The sequence below is a fragment of the Desulforamulus ruminis DSM 2154 genome (genome assembly GCF_000215085.1).
Taxonomy (GTDB): domain Bacteria; phylum Bacillota; class Desulfotomaculia; order Desulfotomaculales; family Desulfotomaculaceae; genus Desulfotomaculum; species Desulfotomaculum ruminis.
This window is the reverse complement of the sequence record NC_015589.1, coordinates 2,843,239-2,859,793: the sequence shown is the minus strand read 5'-3', so window position 1 is coordinate 2,859,793 and position 16,555 is coordinate 2,843,239. Positions and strand designations below refer to the sequence as shown.

The following is a 16,555-nucleotide window of genomic DNA, read 5'->3' as shown; positions in this document are numbered from 1 at the left end:
TTTGTGCCTTGAGCGAAGCGAAAGGTATGACTATATAAATGAAAAAAGCGCTGATTAATCCTTACGAAGTGAAAATGATTAATAGCAATGTGGCTGATGAACCGGTACCGGGTGTACAAGTGAGCTTTTACGTTAATAATGAACTGTCCACCGCTTACGTTAGCGATCAGTTTTTAACCATCAGCCGGAGGGAAATCGATCGGGTGGTACTGGGAAAGTTAAAATACCTATTGTTTAAAGCTCCTGACCGGGACCTCACCAAAACCATTTATATTCTCACAGATTCCATTCCGCAAATTGATTTCTGGCCCAAAGTAACCAACGGAGAACTGGAACTCTGGAAGGCCTATAAAAAAGTCTCTCTTTATCACAGCCCGGAAACCATTCAGGACCATCTGCTAAAATGCCTTTTTGAACAGGAAAAATATGAACCGGGCATGGCCATTAGTGTCGCTAACCTGGCCGCTAAGATGAACACCGGAAGAGACGTGCTAAAGTCCGAAATCCAAACCCTCGAAGAGATAGAAATGATTCAGCGAAGCGGCGAAAAATTTTTCGTTCATGCTTCCGATTGGATTAAATTAACTCAGGCCGGTGACCGTTATGTGGATGAGAATTTAATTATTGGCTGCATGAAAGTAAAACTGACCAAATAATTCAGCGGATGGTTTTGTAAAAATATATGATTGAGGTCTGGGGATTATATCCTGATTTAGCAGCCATAAGCTGCTTGCTTTTTTGCGAAATTATAGTATAATGTATAACGCCGCAGGAAACTGCGGCAATTAGACAAGTCAAAGTACAGCGAGTAGTCGCTGTTTCGCAAAAACGAAGCAGAGGAAAGTCGAGACACGCACATCCGACAATGCCCAAAGGCAAAGTCCGGATGTAAAATGGTGCCCGGTGTAAGCCGGGGCAGGGCGACCTGACGACGGTGAAAGCAACTCCTTGAGTTGCCGGTAACCTTAAAGTGCCACAGAAACAAAGTCACCGGGCGACCGGTGAGTGCAAGGGTAAACTCCACCAGCGTGCAACCCAAATAGGCGGGGGCGTTTGCCACCCGCGGGTAGGGGCACCTCGCCCCGGCGAGGAAGGAGAGGGCATCTCCTTAGATAGATGACTACTGAAACAGAATCTCGCTTACGGCTGTAGTTTGACCAATGTCTAACTTATTTAAAAAATTGATGGCATCAAGGACTTGCGTACTTTATCATCTTGTGCTACAATAATTTTCGTCGGAGAAATCCGGTCAACCAAATCATCCGGGGGTATAGCTCAGCTGGGAGAGCGCTTGAATGGCATTCAAGAGGTCAGCGGTTCGATCCCGCTTATCTCCACCAAACCTTATTTCTCAAGGGTTCAGAGGTATTTTACTTCTGAACTCTTTTTCTATTTACCTCTTAATTGGGTGTAAAAATATTATCTCTTAATTCTCACCATTTCTAAACAATTAAAATGTCATTTACCACTAAATAAAAACTAGGGAGTGGTAAAGAATGACTAACAAAGAATTGGTAAATTATTTCCTCATGTATTGTGAATCCAAAAATCTAACTTCTAACAGCATTGATTGGTACAAGTTAATGCTAGACAAGTTCTTAGAATACTGCCAGCAGTGACCTGCTCCCCGAAAACTGGTCCAAAGGAAATGTTAGTCCTGATGTAGTATAACTAAGTCAGGAGGGGACAGTTATGAGAAAACGTTTCACCGAAGAGCAGATCATTGGAATACTTAACTCCCATGAGAATGGGATGCCGGTAGCTGACATTCTTCGGCAACATGGCATTAGCGAACAAACCTTTTATCGCTGGAAATCTAAATACGGCGGAATGGAAGCAAGTGATGCGAAGAAACTTAAGCAGTTGGAAGAGGAAAACCGCAGACTTAAGCTACTCGTAGGTGAACTAACCCTCGACAACCAGGCTCTAAAGTGGGTTATTGAAAAAAACAAGTAAAGCCTGCTCGCAAGCGAAAGCTTGTTAAAGAACTCCAAGATACTTTTGGTATGAGTGAACGCAGAGCGTGCAGGCTTGTTGGTATCGGACGCTCCAGTCATAGATATGTTCCTTCTACTTCAGAAGAGAACGAGGCATTGAAAACGAGAATATCTGAACTTGCCTTTAAGTGGCGTCGCTTTGGATATAGACGAATCCATGCCTTACTTCAGCGTGAAGGACAGAAAGTTAACCACAAGAAAGTATATAGGCTATACCGGCTTGCTGGACTCGCTGTCCGTCGCCGCAAAAGAAAACGTGTTCTCTCTGGAAGGGGCCGCCCCCCCACAGTTACGCCTCAACCGAATGTAAGGTGGTCTATGGATTTTGTTAGTGACTCAACAGCAACTGGGCAGCGATTTAGAGTTTTTGTAGTGATTGATGAAGCAACTCGAGAGTGTCTGGCCAGCGAAGTGGATACTTCAATAACAGGACGGCGTGTGACAAGAGTACTAGATAGAATTGCTATTTACAGAGGTTATCCCAAAGAAATCCTCTCTGATAACGGACCTGAATTTGCAGGACTGACCTTGAATCAATGGGCTTATGAACATAGGGTTATCCAACTGTTTATAGACCCCGGTAAACCAATGCAAAATAGCCATGTAGAAAGCTTTAATGGAAAACTCCGAGATGAATGCCTTAATGAACACTGGTTCAGAGGCGTAAGTGAGGCTCGTCGAATTATTGAAGAGTGGCGTCATGAATACAATACAGTTCGTCCACATAGCGGACTGAGCAACAAAACACCAGTAGAATATGCTACAGATCTGGCTAAAAAAACCTGTGAACAAATTTCGTGACTAACATCCCCTGTGGTACAAAACCTGGGGGCAGGTCATTAGGATTCACGATAAATAATTTGTTGTTTAATTTCTCAGATAATACGAAGGTTACGATACCGTAAGGAGTAACATATCTTTCAGTGTCAAAGCCAAGGAACATATCTCTAGCCAAAAATTCAACATTACTAAAACTGTTTAATGAAATTTTCATTTGTGCAGGAAGGAAACATATCATTTCATCATTAACGCCTGCATCATACATTTTGCCAACAACTTCCTCAAATTTTGCTTTAGTGAAGGAGGTATTGTTTACTTGGTTGGCAGGGTTAATTTGTGCCAAAATGCCATCAGTGGTATAGGTTTTAGTTGCAGAAGTATATCCCTTGGTTCCATTGATTAAGATATTTTCCATTTTCATTTTTATTGCCTTAGTTTTTTTTATGGTTTCATGAGCAAGTAAATCAGAGATACCCTTTGCAGTTGTGGCTTGGGCAGTATTAGAAACAGTTGCAGTAACCCCAATCAACTCACAATGGTTACTAATAAGGGAGAGAGTATCATCTACAGGGTTAGGAGCATCTGCACCTTCTCCGAGTGTTACTGCGGCATTTTCGTTGATTGCTTCCTCAATCCAGTTAAGCGTTACATTTTCGGCTTTTACTGTCTTTGGAAGCAACATAGTGGTAAAGGGAGTTAGAATAGGGGTAGTTTGAATCAAAACGTCTTTCATATCAATAGATTGACCTGCAACAAACTTATCTTGTGTAAACATTAATATCATCCTCCATTAATTTTTATTTTTACTTGCTGAATAATGCTTTCACCATGCCAAAGGTGTCATTGTTTTTCTTGGCTTGGGTGTAAGAATCTGTTTTTCCCTTGTGACCATCAGGAACATAAGAATTATTAAATTTTTTGACTTCGAGGATCTTATTGAGTTTTTCAATATCTCTGTTTAGTTGTTTAATGTTTGTGGCAACAAAAAAGTCCGCAAATTCATGCAGACCATTCTCCTTGAGTATTAAGTTTTTCTCCTTTTGCCATAATTCAATTTCCTTCTGCTCTAATGCTTTTTCTTGATCTGATTTTATCTTGGGTCTATATTGTTCTAATTCCTTAACCTGGGCTTTAATTGGCTCTAGTTCATCGTTAACCCATTTTTCCTTTTCATCAGTAATTAATTTGTTTATGTAATTTTGTTGTTCCTCTGTAAACTCCATTAATTATTTTCCTCCTTAGAATTTGATTTTATGTTAAACAGAATCAAGTCCCTTAGGGATTTTATTGCTTCTGTATTATTTTCTAATTGTTGAACTAATTTATCTTCTCTTGTTTTGCTATCATGGCGTTCATTTATCATTAGCCAAACAAACAGCAAGCAAAATACACCATTTGATACTGCTACTTTAATTAATTCTTGCGAAAAATCCATTTTAAATCACTCCTTTGCTTTAGATTTGATAAATAAATCTTTTTCATTCAAAAATTTTAATAAAAAAATATAAAAGAGAGGGATAGACCTCTCTAGTTCTATGTATAGATTGCAACTTCCCCAAAAAGCAAAAGTCACAGTAAATACACTCAATGGAATGTACTTAATGTGACTTTGATGTTAACATCTGGTCTAAAATGAACAAAAACGCCGGGGAAAATCTTTTATATTTATATTATTAAAGTGGAGTTTCTAAACTTGGACTTATCTCTCCCTTAAAGAGTATTATCTTTTTTAATAGCAAAATCGTCATTAAACACTTGAATCTACTATATTTATAGCCATTTTATTTTATATTTTTATTATTTTTAAAATAGAGAAAACCCTTGTAAATCAAGGGTTTAAGAGAAGTTTCTATTTGTCTAGCAACCTATATCTGTCTTTATTTTTATGCCATGTTTTCTTTTTAATTTCATTATGTATTTTTCTTGCACACTCATCACAATATTTTTGACGATTATTGGATGGCTTTAATAATTTGTTTATTATCATTTAAAATAAAATTATAATAGTATTATGATAATATTATTTGATAGACTACTATACTTTAATTGTGTATTGGTAATATTTGAATGATTAACTTTATACTTTGAATTTTATATTTTACATATTAATAATATAAATATTAACATACAAATTATATTAATAATTTATTTATAATTATTATTGATATGGTCTGGTTTGTGTAGTAAAATATAGATATAGTATTAATTAAAATTTAAACAAGGAGAATCTACTATGAAAAAAATTACTTTAGAGGAAATGCAAGAGGTATTTGAGGAAAGAATTAATGGAAGATGTGTTACAGTAACCCATGAAACTGAGAATGGAATTTCTCCAGCAACATTTAATAACATCGAATTGGTACTCTACAAAAATGGAGAAATACATTTTTGTGAACAAGATGAAGAAGCACATTACTCCAAAATCTTTAAATCTTCTAATATAGAAGAAATTGACTTTCTTGATTACACCAATATGCCAGGGCAGACAGGCGGTCAAATATTGATCCACTATAAAAATGGCGATAAATTAGATATTACAGCGGATTTTTAAAGGAAGTGGAGAAGCCATGAGTAAACTATATCAGTTTCCTATTTGTGTCACTCAGTGTCACAACCAATAGTCAGAGCCAGAACAAGATCAGGTTAACATTCCAGATAAAGTTTTATGCTAATTTTAAACATTTTAGGTGGGTAGCAAAACATAGGAGAGTATTTGAGGATTTATGAGAGATAAATCAGGGTTTTATACTTATTTTATTTTCTTATTTTGGTATAGATTATTGTACTGTCAAGAGGTATAAATTATAATAAAAATACAGTGGAAATGACATCTTAATTGTGCTTAGAATACTTGATTGGAAATGGCGTAAGCCCTTGAAAAATAAGGGATTGTGATAATGGGGATACCTTGTGAATGGCATTCAAGAGGTCAGCGGTTCGATCCCGCTTATCTCCACCAGAAAATTTGATGAAACCCTTGGAATCATTGAGATTCCAAGGGTTTCTTGTTTTCTTGGGAAATGCCCTAAAATGCCCAAAAAACTTAACGGTTCAGAATCGGTTCAGAATTCTACAACGCGTCTACTATTTTTCTTAGGCCTGCTAAGTCGGCATCTTAATAGTGCCGTAACATTTCGTCAGTGGTGTGTCCAATTAGAGCAAGCTTATCCTTGTCTGCGCCTGACGCATTTTTCATTAGGTTAGCAAATGTGTGGCGGCAACAGTGTGGCGTGAGCAGGCGTGCTTCTCGTTCTTCACGACTGATCCCGATAGCTTCTATAATCGGCGCAAAGTAATCCTCGCGGAACCGGCGTAGATTAAATCGGCCGCCGTTCTGATCACAAAATACATAGCCGCCAATTTTGTCCTTTATGAGTGCATCAACATACTTCTGTATTTTTGGAGAGACCGGGACGATTCGATCTTTTCCAGCCTCAGTCTTTGCCCCACCGGTAAAGTATCTTTCGGCCCGATTGTAATGCTCAAATTGAAGGTCAAGGAATTCGCTGGGACGGAATCCGAGGTAGCACATACAGTAGGCGTAATCCGCATATGGCACGGTGCCGATGATCTGCCGCAGCCGTTCCAACTCTTCCATAGTAAGTCCTGTTCTACGGCTCTCTGCGGCTTTTTCGTTTATAACCAAGTATTGGGATAGGATCAGATCTTTAGCTACGTACTGGCGCGGTACAGCATATTTATAAACCAGGCCGCAAAGAGCCTTCATGTTCTCCTTCGTCCGCTTGCCTTTCGGGCAATCGTCTATGCATTCCTGCAGATCATCTACATATATATCGTCCATTTTTTGATCGTGAACAGGTGCAAAATATTTGTAGGCAGCCTTGTAGTTGCCTATTGTGGATTTGCCTGCTCTATGTGTCGGCAGCCATGCCCTCATACACTTCCGCAAAGGTTTCCGGCCTTTTTACTGGCTTAGTTTTTCCCTTACCGGGCGGTGCTTTACCCCATTTCTTGTAACCCTCATCCCGGAGTGTAGGGATATAATCGGAGGCGAGATGCTTTTTCGTAAACCCGGACTTAGAAACTGTTTTTGGTTTCATGCAGTCTTTTTCTTCGTCCTAGTAATACCACAACACTACCTCAGCAAGCCACGACCCATTCTGTAACTTTCTAACGCTACCTTCGCCGTTTGCTAGTTTGGTAGACTTTGCCTTTTTGATTTGCCTCTTACCGCAGTATGCGCAGAAAGCTGCACCTGGTGGCAACTCACGAGAGCAGTAGATGAAAGACATACAATCCTCAGTTACGGAATGTATGTTTGGTTTGCAAGATAAAAAATTTTTTTGCCATATCAGCTTTAGCCTAATTAACGATAAAGGTAATTCCAGAGCGGAAGAAATTTGATAGATATCGCAATGCTTTAAATCCTCTAATATCTCATCTGAAATTAATAGCTCTGCAGCAAACTTGTCTGCTTGTATTTCATATTTGTTTATCACGAAAAAAGTATTATTAGACAAAAATAGTTTGTTTGTGCTTAAGGGTTATATGCCCTAACTCGTGTGAACAAACTATTTCTTTTTGCTTATCGTTAATGCCTTCGTTGATGTAAATTGTTTTAATCCTAAAACTCTCCGTATAAAAACCATCAAGTGAACCCAATGGGACATAATGAATGTCTATATCCTTTTACCTGCAAATCTCAAATGGGTTGTTGGTTTTATATTTTCTGACTAAAGACTTTACGATCTCCTTAATCTCCAACTCAACCCACCTCGCATTATTTATTTTTTGTAGGGTCAAACTTTTTCTTTGCTTTAAGTTTACTTACCTTTACTGCGTGCTCCAGGGCACTCTTTAGTAGTTCTCTCGTTTCGTCGTCCAGGACTTCGCCAGACAGCATAAGAGTTGCTGGTTGGCAAGATCAACCTCTAACTGCTCAAGCCTAATAGCTATGTCTTTTTCATCCTTCGTGGTTATAGCAGGGGAGGGTATTGGTTCGCCCATAGCATCTTTGAATTCAGCAGTTCTAAATTTCACGTAGGCTATAGCCATTTCAGTTTCGGTCATACCTTGCTCTTGATAGTGATGTAATAATTCTAGGGGGATATCCTCTAGTAAATCTGCACTTGTCTCTTTTAGATCGTATCCTGCTGCTTTAAACAATGCTTCAGCACTGGCCACCAATTGTTATTATTACTAGTTGCAATCTTCAAAATCACATCAACAGGAGGCTGTTTGTATTCAACGCCCGAGCAGAGTCTATTTAGATAAAATTCATCTATGCCAGTATCTTTTGCGAATTCTTTTATAGATCTCCGGTATCGCATTAAGTTAACTATTGTTGTCAATTCTGCTTTGTCGAAACCGTAGAGTAAATAATCCATAGATACGTTAAAATACTCTGCCACTCTCTGCAGTCTATCTGCTGAGGGAACGGCTTTTTCCCATCTTCTAATACTGCCGTTAGCTAGACCTGTTTCTTGCTCGGGCCTAGCTATTGATACATTTTTCCCATCACATAATGCCTTTATCCGATGCAGTAAATTCATAAAATAGCCCCCGGTCTAATTTATACTATCCAATTTCCCGGGGCGGCCCTGGTTACGGTTCATCTGCCCAAGGAGCAGTCAAGCGCAGTGATATTGGAAGCTTCTCAAGGAAAAGCTGGAGGTGCCCATTGGTACTGGGCGTTATCCCACTGCCGGCGGCCAGGTCCTGGGCGTATTCAAGACCCGTCCCGAGGTGATCCGCAGCCGGACGGCCAACGACCTGCCCACCATTGCCCACGAGGTGGGGCATGTTCTGGATAAACGGCTGGGGCTGCAGAACCCGGTCCATGATGTGTGGAACTCATGAAGCTGGGACGGGCTTCTTCCCGGTCCTCGTACACACCCGAGCAGGTCCGGGCCGAGGGGTGGCGGAGTTTATGCGGCTGTACCTGACCAACACCGTCCAGGCGGCGAGATTGGCCCCGGCTATTACCGGGCCTTTGAAGGGGTAATGGCGCAAAATAAAGATATTCATAGAGTACTGCAGCAGGCACGGCAGGGCATTGAAGCTTGGTATAACCAATCACCCGAAGCAAGAGTGGATGGCGTGATCTCTTTCAGTGAGAAAACCCTCCGGCAGCGGAAAGCCCCTTTGAGCTAGCCAGAACGGCCCGGGGCTGGGTGGAAAAAGCGGAAACCTTCCTCAATTATGGCGTGTTGGATGGAGCGGGGAATAAAGTAGGCAAGGGGCTCAAAGAAATCCTAAGACCGGTGGAGAAGGATTTAGCCGGGTTCCGTCGGTACATTGTAGCCAAGCATGCCCAGGAGATCAACACCCAGAAAATGTCCACCGGCATTCGAAAAGAGGATGCCGATGCGGTGGCGGCTGGTGCCCCATTTCAGTACCGGCAGACGTTGGAGGATTTAGTTAAATACCAGGATGCAGTTCTAAACCAATTGGTCGAGGCCAGAGTAATGACGCCTCAGTCCGTGAAGGCCATGCGGGAGAAATGTCCTAACTCGTACCCTTTTACCGGGAGTTTCCGGAGAACCCGGAAGCGGCCCCGGGCTTTCTGACTGGGAAGGGGTATACCAACCTAAAGAATACAATTAAAAGGATGAAAGGCAGTCAAAGAGATATCATTGATCCCCTGGAGTCCATCGTCAAAAACACCTATCTGTTTACGCAACTGGCAGAGAAAAACAAAGTAGGCCGGCAGTTGGCCGAACTGGCCGAGAAGCACGAAGGAATGGGCTGGCTCATTGAGAAGGTGGGCGGCAACCGGTCCGCCAAGGAAAACGTGTTGACCATCTACCGCAACGGCCTCCGGAACAGTATCAACTGCAGCCGGACCTCTACCGGGCCATGTTGGCGCTGGATACGGAAAGCATGAGTACGGTGGTAAAGCTGCTTGTCTTTTCCGGCCAGTACCCTTCGGGCCGGGGCAGTACTGTCGCCGGACTTCCCCGTCCGAAACATGGTTCGAGATCAGTTTTCCGCCTTTGTGAATTCCAAATACGGCTTTGTCCCCGTGGTGGATACCTTACGGGGACTTTTTCATGCGGTGAAGAAGGATGAAGTGTACTGGCAATGGATGAATTCCGGAGGGGCTATGTCCACCCTGGTCAGCCTGGACCGGGAGTATTTGCAAAGGAACCTCCGGCAGCTCATGCGAAAGAGCGCCAAGAACATTGCAGCCCTGTCCTTTAATCCCAAAAACTATATCAATCTTCTCCGCACCCTGACAGAATACGGGGAGTTGGGAACCCGGCTGGGGGAATCGGATTTACGGAAGAAGGAACGGGAGATTCAGAATAACCGCACCATGACGCCCGAGAGAAAACGGGCAGCCCTGAACGCGCTGGATAAACAGAGTGTAAATGTCGCCCGAAAGGCGTTGAAAAGAGAGGGGATTTAGTTTTTTCATATTCAAGGGCATCTTCGATATAATCTATTAATAACCGCTAAAGGAAATTTTTGTTTTATATTGAAGCTTAAGAATAAAAAATATAAGGAGGTGAACTTAAGTTATTTATTAAAAAATAAGGAGGAGAATCAATTGAAAAAAAGTTGTTTGATTATTGCTGTTACAATCATAAGTATTTTAACAATGTGTGCTACTGCTTTTGGATATTCTAACAATTTAATTAGTGAAGTTGTGTCTGTGCCACTTTCCAGTGAAAATGTTGAGCTAGGGACAATCACGATTCAAGAGGACAGTGCTTTTTCAAATGATTTCGTGGATGGCAATATTTTTATTATTAGTCTACCTAATAGTCTAAGCTTCGATCAAGATAAGACAATAATTGAAGATGCGGAATACCGATACGTTACTAACTCTAGGATTGAGATAACGATGACCAATACAACTCCCTCTGTAGATACCATTGCAATTCATCCGGTCATAAATATTCTTCCGAAAGCGGAGGCGGGGGATTTTCGTGTAAAAATTGATGGTAGAGACTCTGCCGTAACTACTGGAGAGTACTTAATATTGAGACTATTGCCGTAAGATAAACTTATAAAAATATATGTAATTTTAATAGCGCCCTATGGGCGTTATTTTTATGCCTATTAAAAGGGGGTAGAAGAATATGGATTGGAGTAAAATTTACACCGGTATTGCGGGTGTCAGCGGAGCTGCCGCCTCTTATTTCTTTGGGGGTGGTCAGCATTGATTATTGTATTGGTTGGCATTGTTGTTCTGGATTACATTAACGGAGTTCTGGCAGCCGGCATTGAGGGGAAACTTTCCAGTTCAGTGGGCTTAAGGGTTGGCCAAGAAGGTATTAATCTTCTGCTTGTAGCCACGGCCCATTTGGTTGATATGGCCATTGGGAAGGGTGATATGGTGAGGGATGGGGTTACCTGGTGCTTTATTGCAAATGAGGCATTGAGCATCATTGAGAATGCTGGCAGGACCGGACTAGTATATGTTCCTCCTGTTCTTCGGCAGGCGGTTGAAGTACTAAGGAGTAAAGGAGGAAGTCCCAATGCCTAAAATCGTCATGATTGACCCCGGGCACGGAGGGGAGCCTGTGGCCCTACCGGACTACAAGAGAAAGCGGTCACCCTGGCGGTAGCCAAATTGGTGGCTGAAGTGCTTCAGGGGGCGGGCATCGACGCGAGGTTGACCCGAGACAGCGATATAGCCCTTGGCAGCACCACTAGTGCCGACCTCTCCGCCATGGCCAAGTTGGCCAACCTGGCTGGGGCAGATGTCTTTGTATCCATCCACTGCAACAGTGCCACCGATAAGACCGCCAAAGGCACGGAAACCTATCACTATCCAGGGAGTATACAGGGCAATGGGCTGGCTAAGGCAGTACATGAGTGTGTGATATCTGCCTTGCTCCGGTCGGATCGGGGGATCAAAACCGCAAATAGGTGTTAACAGGTATTCTGGTGGATGATCGGTCCTACGCCCCGGCGCGGGCATTGGCGGAAGCCTTGGGCAGGACGGTGGAGTGGAATGAAAAGACAAAGACAGTGAGAATAGTATAGGTGAATGGCCCCTGTCGTGAGGTGGGGGCTTATTTTAATTTAGTATAAAATTTTTTATTTAGATAATTACACAATTCGACACAATGATTTATTGAATTATATTATTGAGATATTATAATTATTTATATATAAAATTAAAACTAAAGGAGGATAGATGTAATTAGAATTTTTATTTAAAGGGGTGTATCTAAATGAAATTCAAAAAAACAATAGCTACCTTATTATCAACTATATTGCTTATGGGTCTATTTGCTACGTCTGCTTTCGCATATATGCAACCAGTAAAGGAAGGTGAGCCTAATAATACGCAGACAAGCGCTAGTAGTAAGAGTTTTAAATATCCATATTACGATAATCTGAATGTATATGGAACTTGTAATTCGAACGATTTACAAGATTGGTATAAAATTAGGCTTACCGATGCTACCTATCCTGCAGTAATTGCTTATTCTAACTTTACTGGGGTGCCTGGATGCACATATAAATATACTATATATGATAATAATATGGTTGAATGGGGTCATGTTACATCTACAAATGCTTCACAAGAATCTCTTTCTGATTTTACTCTAGCATACAACGTACCTTACTATTTTCAGGTTGAATTAATTAGTGGCACTCCTACAGAACCATATAATTTCAGTCTTAATGTTTCAAGAGTATATACTTCAAAAGAGGGAGCTGAGATATCTGAACTAACTCAAGATGAAATTGCCGAATTAACTGAAGAGGTAACTGAATAAACTTGATAGAATATCAATAATATTACCAAGCCCGGATCTCTTGTAGGTCCGGGCTATTATTCTTTCCGGACATATTTCCGACACCTCTCCGCCGGCTTATCAAACACCCTCCCCATGCCGAACCCAAGCAGGAGCGCCAGCCGTTCACCGTCAATGGGCCTTTCCCACTCCCGTGGAATATGTATCCCCTCCAGACAGGCCATGCGGTATCTGCGGCCCCATTGTACCTGATATAGGTGTCGGCACCTTTCGCAATCCATGAGATCACCCCATGGGGTAGTATGCCCATAGCGGCTACTGGAGAAAGACTTCAAACCAAAAACCCCTGGAGATATCCAGGGGTTTCGATCTTTACTTCTCTGCACTATATCCACCAAAGCCGTGGCCTCCGAGAAGCAGCAGGATAAGAATTAAGAATACGATGAAAGCACAGCTATCACCGCAAGCGCCGCCAAATCCATATCCCATTACACATTCTCCTTTCATATAGGATACTCCATAATATGGAAAATTATAAGAAGTGTTACAAGAGAAAAAGCAAACCCCGGCCGAAGTGCTAGGAGTTTGCTTTGGGGGATGGTTACTACACAGCGGCAGCGACCTTACAATGGTATAATATGGTTATTTAGTTTTAAATGTTACAACTTGCTTCAGATCCAACCCTATTTAAAGTATTCTCCGGCAACTCTGATAAGTGCCGGGGCTGTTTCTGCTTTTGCGATCGTCCCCGAATCCAAATTTGGATTCGGCCCTTTTTCAAGTAGCGAATACATTGCAGTTTAGGGTGGCAAAAAGGTGACGGTTCAGAATCGGTTCAGAAAAAAAGCATAAAAACCCTTGGAAAATAAGTGTTTTACTCTGATGGCATTCAAGAGGTCAGCGGTTCGATCCCGCTTATCTCCACCAGAAAAACCAAGGCTTCAGAGATTTCTTCTGAAGCCTTGGTTTTTGTTTTTTAAATAATTTCTAATATACACAACAAATAATTAATGATTAAAAGTTGAAAACAAAAGTACCTTATTTGGTAGCAAGGGTGTGATAAATTTTAAATGATAAAATGATTATGTAATGTCCTAAGTAACTGCTTTGCAAAAATGTGCATTACGATTAATATTATGGAAGACTGAAGACAAAAATATCTTTGAGATTTTCTAAGATAGACTGAAGGCGGTTTTGAAATTCATGTTATTTAAAATTAACAAAAACCAATGGTTAACACTATTTTTAATCGCTTTATCGGCAACCATATTTAGAGTAATCCTACAGCCTTTTATCCCTTCAAGCGATAGTATCTCGTTTCCCCCAAGCATAATCGTTAAAAAGGGTCTGTTAATTCCCTCATTTATAATTTTTGCACTGATTACCTATACTTTACTAGCGGCAGTATTCGTTAGGATACAGCATGGTCTGCCTGGAACAAGGATTAAAAAGGGGTTGCTGTTTGGAATTTTATTTTGCCTGATGTGGGTTGCGTATTTGTTTGAGCCTTTACCTCATGTTTCAAACGCCTCATTGAGGAACGATTAGCCTATCCAGCAGTAGATGGAATATCACTTATATTTTTAGGACTGCTATTAGGGAAGTTCGTTGCTAGAGACTCCGACGGATTGGGGGAGGAATATAGAAGGTTTAACCCTGTAGTAGCGTTAGTAACGATCCCTGGATGCTTCCTGGTACTGCGGATTTTTAGCTATAAGGCGGTTCATATTGATTCTTCTTTTACGACTAATCCGTTCGGAACAATGATATGGACGGTTGTAACAGGCATTTGGCTGGGAATAATGTATTTGCTGCTCAGGTCAGGTATTGAGATAGAATCTTCGATGATGAAAGCATTGTTTTTCAGTATGGTGGTTTTTGGTATAAATCTTTTTTTCTTTAATTTTTTTGTAACTTTAGTATTCGAATCAAATATTACGGATCTGATTATAAGAACGATGGTAGATATCTTATCTGTACTTGTAGGAGTTTTTATCTGCGAAAAAATAAATCCTTTCGTTAAATCGCAACCTCAATAGTATAGCCTTCATCAGATACATCAGTAACAAGCCCCAAAGTAGGTATTTAGCACATAAAAAGGAGACGCTGCACGGGGCAGCGCCTCCCAAAATGGAGGTATGGTATAAAAAGGCTGGACACATTTACTAGTTTATATGCCAAACATTAAAGGAGTATTAAAATAGCCGTTAGATTTATAAATATAGCAATAATAATTTTTAATTAAGCCAAGCTGTTTAGGATTAGCCTTTAATTCACTTGCCATTTGCTTTTTTAGCTTGTCGGCTTAACATTACTGTAATGGCCGAGGATACTAGGATGCCGGTAACTAGACATTGGTACATATTTTTAAAGATTACACCTAACACTAGACCAATAACCACGCCTATACTCATGATTGAAACTCGCTCTCTTTGACTCATGCTTTTAATCCTCCATCTTTTTCAACAATACATTCACTTTATGAAGGGCAAAATTTAAATCCAATTTCTCTTCATCACTTAATTTAGTTAAATTTTTACTAAACTTTTGATAAATTCCCGTCCATTTTTTATCTACAATTTCTTTACCTGCAAGCGCCAATGACACCAAGACTGCGCGTCGATCCTTAGTATCAGGCACTTTCACCACATAGCCCCCCACTTCTAAATCACCAATGATATTGGTTAGCTGCTGTTTTGCTATATCTAAACCGGAGCTGATTTCTTTAAGATTCAAAGCTCTTTGTTGCATATACATAAACTCAATTACATGATTTTGCATATGGGATAACTCTATTGAATCCCTGTTCAATTCGCTAAAACTATTAAATAAATTCGGCAGCAAAGCAATATATTCTTTGGCAATTTTTTCGTTCATTTACAAGCTCCTTTCTTGATAGTAATAATTATATTACTATTAATGTGAAAAATCAATTTTAAAAACGCAATATAGTAAATTTTTATTTACTATATTTTGAGTTTATTGCGCACGAACTACCTACGACGACATACAAAAATTCCATAAAAAAGAGGCGCCGCAGGACGGCGCCTCCTAAAACGGAGGTGATGAGAAGTCGATCAATTATTAATTTAACGGATGAACATTAAAGTAACATTAAATTTAAAAAATAAATAGCAAGGAGATCAGGCTTTTGCCTTGCGCTGGGCTGCCCTGGATTCTACGTGGTGCCGATTGGGAAGATTAAATCCTTTGGATAATATTTTGATTTAATCCATCATCCTTTGAACAAATAAATAATGCCAATCACCATACCGGGAAGACCCAAATAAAAAAATTTACCGGCCCATTTGGAACGTTCCGCCCGGTCGGCATTCGGAGTGGCGTGATAATGGGCTCGTATTCTATCTCCACTACCTGCCGCACCGCCGTTAATAAGCCCGGAGATCAACCAAAAGGCCAGACCCATATAAAAAGAATAGTTGATCAATGCGTCCATAGAGCGAAATAGGAGGGCAATAAAAAGGGGGATGGCTATTCCAATGAGAAGGTATATCTTCATTTAAAAACCCCTCTCCGAGGATATTCATTTACACATACAAATGACCAGGAACCACCTAGAAAAATAAAAAGACGCCTACTTATGCTGTCGTCTCTTGTGTACACGATCTAAATTATTCACTTTAGTAAATATCCTGCTGATGATTGAAATTTATTTAGTGAATTTTATCATGCAGAAGTCTTTATGACAATATAAAATGAGTATTACAGAGGATCTGAAAACAAAGAAAACCCCGGAATTAGCCGGGGTAAACTGATTTAGTAGCTATAACCGTTCATCATATTCCGGCCATATCCCATGCCGTAGCCGGGGCCGCCCATGGGGCAAACAAAACCGTTTTCTTGGTGGAACTGATACATCTGATTAAATTGCTCCTTATAAGCCTTACCTTGTTCCTCCGTCAGTTGCCCGTCTTTCACAGCCTGGTCCACTTGTGCTTTGTGGAAATCAAACATTTGCTGAAACCAGCTTTTGGCACTGTTGTTGTCGCTGGTGTCGGCAGCAAAGGCCGGAACCACAAACATGACCGCCATGGCCAGTACCAGCATCATCCCTAAAAATTTTTTCATTTTTCGGCA

General features: G+C 40.8%; 27 protein-coding genes, 2 tRNA genes, 1 other RNA gene and 1 pseudogene. 18 read left to right on the top strand and 13 right to left on the bottom strand.

The genetic code is table 11. From position 1 onward, the window contains the following. The first annotated feature begins 38 nt into the window (after positions 1 to 38). The 4 genes from DESRU_RS14140 (at position 39) to DESRU_RS14125 (ending at position 2,798) form a co-directional block, all read left to right on the top strand. A complete protein-coding gene (locus DESRU_RS14140; protein ID WP_013842758.1) occupies positions 39 to 656 on the top strand; it encodes a hypothetical protein in 618 nt (205 codons plus the stop codon). Between the two features lie 144 nt (positions 657 to 800). After that, positions 801 to 1,148, top strand: an RNA gene (gene rnpB / locus DESRU_RS20350) — RNase P RNA component class B. A 116-nt stretch (positions 1,149 to 1,264) separates the two neighbouring features. Beyond that, positions 1,265 to 1,340: transfer RNA gene (locus DESRU_RS14135), tRNA-Ala, on the top strand. A 352-nt stretch (positions 1,341 to 1,692) separates the two neighbouring features. Further along, a protein-coding gene (locus DESRU_RS14125) for an IS3 family transposase (RefSeq protein ID WP_143758753.1) occupies positions 1,693 to 2,798 on the top strand; the annotation gives its coding sequence in 2 pieces (ribosomal slippage) (positions 1,693 to 1,942 and positions 1,942 to 2,798; 1,107 coding nt in all). Here DESRU_RS14125 and DESRU_RS14120 read toward each other — a convergent pair. The 3 genes from DESRU_RS14120 to DESRU_RS14110 are packed head-to-tail and all read right to left on the bottom strand — an operon-like array spanning position 2,770 to position 4,212. Further along, on the bottom strand, positions 2,770 to 3,552 hold the full coding sequence (locus tag DESRU_RS14120; RefSeq protein WP_013842757.1) for an SU10 major capsid protein: 783 nt from the start codon (positions 3,550 to 3,552) through the stop codon (positions 2,770 to 2,772). The two genes, DESRU_RS14125 and DESRU_RS14120, sit on opposite strands and share 29 nt — an antisense overlap. Before the next feature lie 28 nt (positions 3,553 to 3,580). Beyond that, on the bottom strand, positions 3,581 to 4,000 hold the full coding sequence (locus DESRU_RS14115) for a hypothetical protein (RefSeq protein ID WP_013842756.1): 420 nt from the start codon (positions 3,998 to 4,000) through the stop codon (positions 3,581 to 3,583). Further along, positions 4,000 to 4,212, bottom strand: coding sequence for a BhlA/UviB family holin-like peptide (locus DESRU_RS14110; protein WP_013842755.1), 213 nt, complete (start codon positions 4,210 to 4,212; stop codon positions 4,000 to 4,002). The genes DESRU_RS14115 and DESRU_RS14110 overlap by 1 nt, the downstream gene beginning before the upstream one ends. A gap of 798 nt (positions 4,213 to 5,010) precedes the next feature. Here DESRU_RS14110 and DESRU_RS14105 point away from each other — a divergent pair. Both DESRU_RS14105 and DESRU_RS20660 read left to right on the top strand, forming a co-directional pair. Beyond that, on the top strand, positions 5,011 to 5,328 hold the full coding sequence (locus tag DESRU_RS14105; protein WP_013842754.1) for a hypothetical protein: 318 nt from the start codon (positions 5,011 to 5,013) through the stop codon (positions 5,326 to 5,328). Between the two features lie 334 nt (positions 5,329 to 5,662). Next, positions 5,663 to 5,736 (top strand) — tRNA-Ala (locus DESRU_RS20660). 156 nt (positions 5,737 to 5,892) lie between these two features. On the opposite strand, the gene DESRU_RS14100 is transcribed toward DESRU_RS20660, so the two are convergent. The 5 genes from DESRU_RS14100 to DESRU_RS19950 form a co-directional block, all read right to left on the bottom strand. Then, on the bottom strand, positions 5,893 to 6,675 hold the full coding sequence (locus DESRU_RS14100) for a tyrosine-type recombinase/integrase (protein WP_041275438.1): 783 nt from the start codon (positions 6,673 to 6,675) through the stop codon (positions 5,893 to 5,895). Positions 6,676 to 6,856: 181 nt separating this feature from the next. Then, a complete protein-coding gene (locus DESRU_RS20940; RefSeq protein ID WP_187290577.1) occupies positions 6,857 to 7,237 on the bottom strand; it encodes an ImmA/IrrE family metallo-endopeptidase in 381 nt (126 codons plus the stop codon). A gap of 13 nt (positions 7,238 to 7,250) precedes the next feature. Continuing rightward, a complete protein-coding gene (locus tag DESRU_RS21825) occupies positions 7,251 to 7,400 on the bottom strand; it encodes an ImmA/IrrE family metallo-endopeptidase (protein WP_187290576.1) in 150 nt (49 codons plus the stop codon). A gap of 195 nt (positions 7,401 to 7,595) precedes the next feature. Continuing rightward, complete coding sequence (locus DESRU_RS14090) at positions 7,596 to 7,904, bottom strand: hypothetical protein (RefSeq protein ID WP_013842753.1); 309 nt, start codon at positions 7,902 to 7,904, stop codon at positions 7,596 to 7,598. Beyond that, positions 7,877 to 8,290 (bottom strand): helix-turn-helix domain-containing protein, encoded by a 414-nt coding sequence (locus DESRU_RS19950; protein WP_013842752.1) that lies wholly within the window; start codon positions 8,288 to 8,290, stop codon positions 7,877 to 7,879. The genes DESRU_RS14090 and DESRU_RS19950 overlap by 28 nt, the downstream gene beginning before the upstream one ends. Before the next feature lie 121 nt (positions 8,291 to 8,411). On the opposite strand from DESRU_RS19950, the gene DESRU_RS14080 reads away from it, so the two are divergent. The 11 genes and pseudogenes from DESRU_RS14080 to DESRU_RS14045 all read left to right on the top strand — a co-directional run bounded on the left by DESRU_RS14080 (position 8,412) and on the right by DESRU_RS14045 (position 12,478). Beyond that, positions 8,412 to 8,597: a hypothetical protein gene (locus DESRU_RS14080; protein WP_041275436.1), complete on the top strand. Its 186-nt coding sequence runs from the start codon at positions 8,412 to 8,414 to the stop codon at positions 8,595 to 8,597. Continuing rightward, entirely contained in the window at positions 8,539 to 8,742 is a 204-nt protein-coding gene (locus DESRU_RS20935) for a hypothetical protein (RefSeq protein ID WP_187290575.1), read from the top strand. Before DESRU_RS14080 ends, DESRU_RS20935 begins: the two co-directional genes overlap by 59 nt. Beyond that, positions 8,742 to 8,891: a hypothetical protein gene (locus DESRU_RS20930; RefSeq protein WP_187290574.1), complete on the top strand. Its 150-nt coding sequence runs from the start codon at positions 8,742 to 8,744 to the stop codon at positions 8,889 to 8,891. Before DESRU_RS20935 ends, DESRU_RS20930 begins: the two co-directional genes overlap by 1 nt. A gap of 20 nt (positions 8,892 to 8,911) precedes the next feature. Further along, positions 8,912 to 9,307 carry a hypothetical protein gene (locus tag DESRU_RS14075; protein WP_041275435.1) on the top strand — a complete coding sequence of 132 codons (396 nt, stop codon included), beginning with the start codon at positions 8,912 to 8,914 and terminating at the stop codon, positions 9,305 to 9,307. 41 nt (positions 9,308 to 9,348) lie between these two features. After that, positions 9,349 to 9,624 carry a hypothetical protein gene (locus DESRU_RS14070; RefSeq protein ID WP_041275434.1) on the top strand — a complete coding sequence of 92 codons (276 nt, stop codon included), beginning with the start codon at positions 9,349 to 9,351 and terminating at the stop codon, positions 9,622 to 9,624. Between the two features lie 18 nt (positions 9,625 to 9,642). Next, positions 9,643 to 10,149, top strand: a complete 507-nt coding sequence (locus tag DESRU_RS14065) for a hypothetical protein (RefSeq protein WP_041275433.1) — start codon at positions 9,643 to 9,645, stop codon at positions 10,147 to 10,149. Between the two features lie 141 nt (positions 10,150 to 10,290). Further along, on the top strand, positions 10,291 to 10,743 hold the full coding sequence (locus DESRU_RS14060; protein ID WP_013842751.1) for a hypothetical protein: 453 nt from the start codon (positions 10,291 to 10,293) through the stop codon (positions 10,741 to 10,743). 153 nt (positions 10,744 to 10,896) lie between these two features. Then, positions 10,897 to 11,232, top strand: a pseudogene (locus tag DESRU_RS14055) (phage holin family protein); the annotation flags it as partial. Between the two features lie 72 nt (positions 11,233 to 11,304). Beyond that, positions 11,305 to 11,625 carry an N-acetylmuramoyl-L-alanine amidase family protein gene (locus DESRU_RS21350; RefSeq protein WP_238446443.1) on the top strand — a complete coding sequence of 107 codons (321 nt, stop codon included), beginning with the start codon at positions 11,305 to 11,307 and terminating at the stop codon, positions 11,623 to 11,625. Then, on the top strand, positions 11,619 to 11,735 hold the full coding sequence (locus DESRU_RS21665; protein WP_273484864.1) for a stalk domain-containing protein: 117 nt from the start codon (positions 11,619 to 11,621) through the stop codon (positions 11,733 to 11,735). Before DESRU_RS21350 ends, DESRU_RS21665 begins: the two co-directional genes overlap by 7 nt. 191 nt (positions 11,736 to 11,926) lie before the next feature. Further along, positions 11,927 to 12,478 (top strand): hypothetical protein, encoded by a 552-nt coding sequence (locus tag DESRU_RS14045; protein WP_013842749.1) that lies wholly within the window; start codon positions 11,927 to 11,929, stop codon positions 12,476 to 12,478. 56 nt (positions 12,479 to 12,534) lie between these two features. On the opposite strand, the gene DESRU_RS14040 is transcribed toward DESRU_RS14045, so the two are convergent. Together DESRU_RS14040 and DESRU_RS21535 are read right to left on the bottom strand one after the other, a co-directional pair. After that, entirely contained in the window at positions 12,535 to 12,738 is a 204-nt protein-coding gene (locus DESRU_RS14040) for a hypothetical protein (protein WP_041275432.1), read from the bottom strand. 91 nt (positions 12,739 to 12,829) lie between these two features. Next, positions 12,830 to 12,964, bottom strand: coding sequence for a hypothetical protein (locus DESRU_RS21535; protein WP_274376990.1), 135 nt, complete (start codon positions 12,962 to 12,964; stop codon positions 12,830 to 12,832). A 1,121-nt stretch (positions 12,965 to 14,085) separates the two neighbouring features. Between DESRU_RS21535 and DESRU_RS20925 the strand changes: the two genes are divergently transcribed. Next, positions 14,086 to 14,496, top strand: a complete 411-nt coding sequence (locus DESRU_RS20925; RefSeq protein WP_041275430.1) for a hypothetical protein — start codon at positions 14,086 to 14,088, stop codon at positions 14,494 to 14,496. A gap of 406 nt (positions 14,497 to 14,902) precedes the next feature. Here DESRU_RS20925 and DESRU_RS14025 read toward each other — a convergent pair whose 3' ends face one another. From DESRU_RS14025 to DESRU_RS14015, 3 genes are all read right to left on the bottom strand, one after another. Continuing rightward, on the bottom strand, positions 14,903 to 15,334 hold the full coding sequence (locus tag DESRU_RS14025) for a MarR family winged helix-turn-helix transcriptional regulator (RefSeq protein WP_013842747.1): 432 nt from the start codon (positions 15,332 to 15,334) through the stop codon (positions 14,903 to 14,905). Positions 15,335 to 15,692: 358 nt separating this feature from the next. Then, positions 15,693 to 15,914, bottom strand: a complete 222-nt coding sequence (locus DESRU_RS14020) for a DUF5316 family protein (RefSeq protein ID WP_187290573.1) — start codon at positions 15,912 to 15,914, stop codon at positions 15,693 to 15,695. Between the two features lie 320 nt (positions 15,915 to 16,234). After that, positions 16,235 to 16,546: a DUF2680 domain-containing protein gene (locus DESRU_RS14015; RefSeq protein WP_013842745.1), complete on the bottom strand. Its 312-nt coding sequence runs from the start codon at positions 16,544 to 16,546 to the stop codon at positions 16,235 to 16,237. Between the last annotated feature and the right edge of the window lie 9 nt (positions 16,547 to 16,555).

Excerpts from the sequence above, each read along its gene's own strand:
- DESRU_RS14015 (WP_013842745.1), bottom strand. The coding sequence starts at position 16,546 with ATGAAAAAATTTTTAGGGATGATGCTGGTACTGGCCATGGCGGTCATG.
- DESRU_RS14040 (WP_041275432.1), bottom strand. The coding sequence starts at position 12,738 with ATGGATTGCGAAAGGTGCCGACACCTATATCAGGTACAATGGGGCCGC.
- DESRU_RS14100 (WP_041275438.1), bottom strand. The coding sequence starts at position 6,675 with ATGAGGGCATGGCTGCCGACACATAGAGCAGGCAAATCCACAATAGGC.
- DESRU_RS14120 (WP_013842757.1), bottom strand. The coding sequence starts at position 3,552 with ATGTTTACACAAGATAAGTTTGTTGCAGGTCAATCTATTGATATGAAA.
- DESRU_RS14140 (WP_013842758.1), top strand. The coding sequence starts at position 39 with ATGAAAAAAGCGCTGATTAATCCTTACGAAGTGAAAATGATTAATAGC.
- DESRU_RS19950 (WP_013842752.1), bottom strand. The coding sequence starts at position 8,290 with ATGAATTTACTGCATCGGATAAAGGCATTATGTGATGGGAAAAATGTA.
- DESRU_RS14115 (WP_013842756.1), bottom strand. The coding sequence starts at position 4,000 with ATGGAGTTTACAGAGGAACAACAAAATTACATAAACAAATTAATTACT.
- DESRU_RS20935 (WP_187290575.1), top strand. The coding sequence starts at position 8,539 with ATGTTCTGGATAAACGGCTGGGGCTGCAGAACCCGGTCCATGATGTGT.
- DESRU_RS14105 (WP_013842754.1), top strand. The coding sequence starts at position 5,011 with ATGAAAAAAATTACTTTAGAGGAAATGCAAGAGGTATTTGAGGAAAGA.
- DESRU_RS14025 (WP_013842747.1), bottom strand. The coding sequence starts at position 15,334 with ATGAACGAAAAAATTGCCAAAGAATATATTGCTTTGCTGCCGAATTTA.
- DESRU_RS14045 (WP_013842749.1), top strand. The coding sequence starts at position 11,927 with ATGAAATTCAAAAAAACAATAGCTACCTTATTATCAACTATATTGCTT.
- DESRU_RS14070 (WP_041275434.1), top strand. The coding sequence starts at position 9,349 with ATGAAAGGCAGTCAAAGAGATATCATTGATCCCCTGGAGTCCATCGTC.
- DESRU_RS14110 (WP_013842755.1), bottom strand. The coding sequence starts at position 4,212 with ATGGATTTTTCGCAAGAATTAATTAAAGTAGCAGTATCAAATGGTGTA.
- DESRU_RS21535 (WP_274376990.1), bottom strand. The coding sequence starts at position 12,964 with ATGAAAGGAGAATGTGTAATGGGATATGGATTTGGCGGCGCTTGCGGT.
- DESRU_RS14020 (WP_187290573.1), bottom strand. The coding sequence starts at position 15,914 with ATGGACGCATTGATCAACTATTCTTTTTATATGGGTCTGGCCTTTTGG.
- DESRU_RS20930 (WP_187290574.1), top strand. The coding sequence starts at position 8,742 with ATGGCGCAAAATAAAGATATTCATAGAGTACTGCAGCAGGCACGGCAG.